Below are 2569 nucleotides of genomic sequence, written 5' to 3' on the forward strand. Positions count from 1 at the left end.
GCACGGGCGCGCGCTCTGCCCGCCGCGGCGCGCGCTCAGCCCCCGGTGTGCGCGATCAGTTCCCGCACCGCCCGGGCGACCTCCTCGGGGTGCTCCGTCATCGCCACGTGCCCGGACTCCGGCAGCACCAGCAGCCGGGCGTCCGCGAAGGCCGCGCAGGCGCGGCGGGCCGAGCGGTAGGAGACCAGCTTGTCGCGCAGCCCGTAGACCAGCAGCACCGGTGCCTCGACCTGCTCGGCCTGCCGCCACAGCGCCTGGTCGCCGCGCTCGGTGTACGCCGAGACGATGCCGCGGGCCGAGCCGACCAGCGCCTGCATCGCGTGCGGCACCTCCAGCCGGCGTCGGTACTCGGCCACCGCACGGGCCCGGGTCGCCGGGCTCAGGCCGTCCGGGTCGCCGTAGACCAGCCGCAGCAGGTCCTCGGTGGCCGCCTCGACGTCGCGCCCGCCCGTGGACAGCCGGCGCAGCAGCGCGGGCACCCCGGGCACCGCGAGCAGACCGGTCGGCCAGGCGGAACGCTGCGGGGGCAGCTCGGGCAGGGCCGGGGAGACCAGGGTGAGGCTGCGCACCAGGTCCGGGCGCAGGGCCGCCAGCCGGACGGCGACCGCGCCGCCCAGCGAGTTGCCGAACAGGTGGACCGGGCCGCGGCCGGAGGCCTCCAGGTAGCCGATCACCGCGCGCACGTGTCCGGAGACGGTGAGGTTGCCGTCGGCGGGCGGGTCGGAGTGGCCGAAACCGGGCAGGTCCACGGCCTCGCCGTCGACCTGTCCGGAGAGCCGGCCCATCAGGGCCTCCCAGTTGGCGGCGGAGCCGCCGAGGCCGTGCACGAAGAGCCCGGGCTCACGCCCGTCGGCGGCGCCGTCGTCGGCGGGGCGGTGCACCGCGAGCACCGCACCGGGGACCTCGACCGTACGTACCTGCTGCTCAGCGCTGCTCATGGTGGACGATGGTAGTGAGCCCCGGTCGACCGCCCCGAGGTGGTCCGGCCGTCGGCCGCCTCCGTCACACCACTGCCGAGGCCGAGGTCAGCGCCGTATTGTGGGCTCCTGACAACCAGGCCGACCGTCTTTTCTCGCCTTCGCCGAACGCGGGCGCGGTTACCGAAAAGTAGAATCGGCCATCTTGCCAGCCGCGAACAGACCCGAAGTGAGGAGCGCCGTGACGGCCATCCAGGAGGCGCAGGAGCGCCCGCGCGGTGCCCGCCTGCCGCGAAGCGCCCGCCGTGAACAACTGCTCGGTGCCGCCCAGGAGGTGTTCGTCGCGCAGGGCTACCACGCGGCTGCCATGGACGACATCGCCGACCGCGCCGGGGTCAGCAAGCCGGTGCTCTACCAGCACTTCCCGGGGAAGCTGGAGCTCTACCTGGCGCTGCTGGACAAGCACTGCGACGCCCTCGTCGAGTCGACCCGCGAGGCTCTGTCGACGACCACCGACAACAAGCAGCGGGTGGCCAACACCATGGAGGCGTACTTCAACTACGTCTCCAGCGAGTCCGGCGCCTTCCGGCTGGTCTTCGAGTCGGACCTCACCAACGAGCCGGCCGTGCGCGAGCGGGTCGAGCGGGCCTCCGAGGCGAGCGCGACGCTGGTCAGCAAGGTGATCCAGGAGGACACCGACCTGCCCGAGGCGGAGTCCAAGCTGCTCGCCGCCGGGGTCTGCGGTCTGGCCCAGATCACCGCCCGGTACTGGCTCTCGCAGGGCCTGGAGATCCCCCGCGACGAGGCGGTGCGGCTGGTCGCCAGCCTGTCGTGGCGCGGGCTGAAGGGCTTCCCGATGCACTCGGGCGAGCAGCCCGGCGAGGGCGCTGCCCACCAGGGCTGATCCGCCGACCTTCGCCTGGCCGGTGATCCGGTGCTCTATGGTGAAGCCGTACGGCGCGGTCGCCGCGAACGCTTGTCCAGGCGGTCGGGTGGCCGTGCGTGGAGGCTGCAACCCCGGAGGGACGGAAGCCGTGGAGGTCAAGATCGGCGTGCAGAACGCGCCGCGCGAGATCGTGATCGAGAGCTCGCAGACTGCCGATGAGGTCCAGAGCGCGGTCGCGAAGGCGCTGGAGGGCTCGGAGAAGATCTTCGCGCTGTCCGACGAGCACGGCCGCCGCATCATCGTCCCGGCCGAGCGCCTGGCGTACGTGGAGATCGGCGAGCAGGCCGCCCGCAAGGTCGGCTTCGGCACCTCCTGAGGCGCCGCCGCACAGGATCGTCCGGTGCCCCGTTCCCGCGAGGGAGCGGGGCACCGCCGCGTGTACGGCCGGGCGGGACAGGGTACGGCGGGGGTGCGGCGCCGGTGCCGCACCCCCGCCGTACCCCGGGAGGCAGCCTTGATGGTCGAGTCGATCGCCTTCGCCCTCGTCGGCCTGGTCACGGGCTGTGCCGCCCTGCTGGTCCTGCCCGCGTACTTCCGGGCCGCCCGGGCCCTGACACTGGGCACCGCGCTGGCGGCGGCGCTGGTCGGCGGGGTGGTCGCGCACTTCGGCGTGGACGGGCGCCAGCCGGCGGTGTCCGTCACGGCCGCTGCGGTGGCCTCGGGCGTGCTCACCTCGCTGCTGGCCCGGCCGGACCACGCCGCCGGG

The 2569-nt window shown here is 74.1% G+C and carries 3 protein-coding genes and 1 pseudogene; 3 read left to right on the forward strand and 1 reads right to left on the reverse strand.

Translation table 11 applies throughout. From position 1 onward, the window contains the following. Positions 1-35: 35 nt before the first annotated feature. Positions 36-938: an alpha/beta fold hydrolase gene (locus tag KS423_RS43250; RefSeq protein WP_224285172.1), complete on the reverse strand. Its 903-nt coding sequence runs from the start codon at positions 936-938 to the stop codon at positions 36-38. A gap of 220 nt (positions 939-1158) precedes the next feature. Here KS423_RS43250 and KS423_RS43255 point away from each other — a divergent pair, with 220 nt between their 5' ends. The 3 genes and pseudogenes from KS423_RS43255 to KS423_RS43265 form a co-directional block, all read left to right on the forward strand. Next, positions 1159-1821, forward strand: a complete 663-nt coding sequence (locus KS423_RS43255) for a TetR/AcrR family transcriptional regulator (protein WP_224285173.1) — start codon at positions 1159-1161, stop codon at positions 1819-1821. A gap of 130 nt (positions 1822-1951) precedes the next feature. Continuing rightward, positions 1952-2179 (forward strand): DUF3107 domain-containing protein, encoded by a 228-nt coding sequence (locus KS423_RS43260; protein WP_224285174.1) that lies wholly within the window; start codon positions 1952-1954, stop codon positions 2177-2179. Between the two features lie 141 nt (positions 2180-2320). Continuing rightward, positions 2321-2569 (forward strand): annotated as a pseudogene (locus tag KS423_RS43265) (hypothetical protein); the annotation flags it as partial.

This window comes from Streptomyces sp. LS1784, from assembly GCF_020103755.1.
In the GTDB taxonomy this organism is placed as follows: Bacteria; Actinomycetota; Actinomycetes; order Streptomycetales; family Streptomycetaceae; genus Kitasatospora.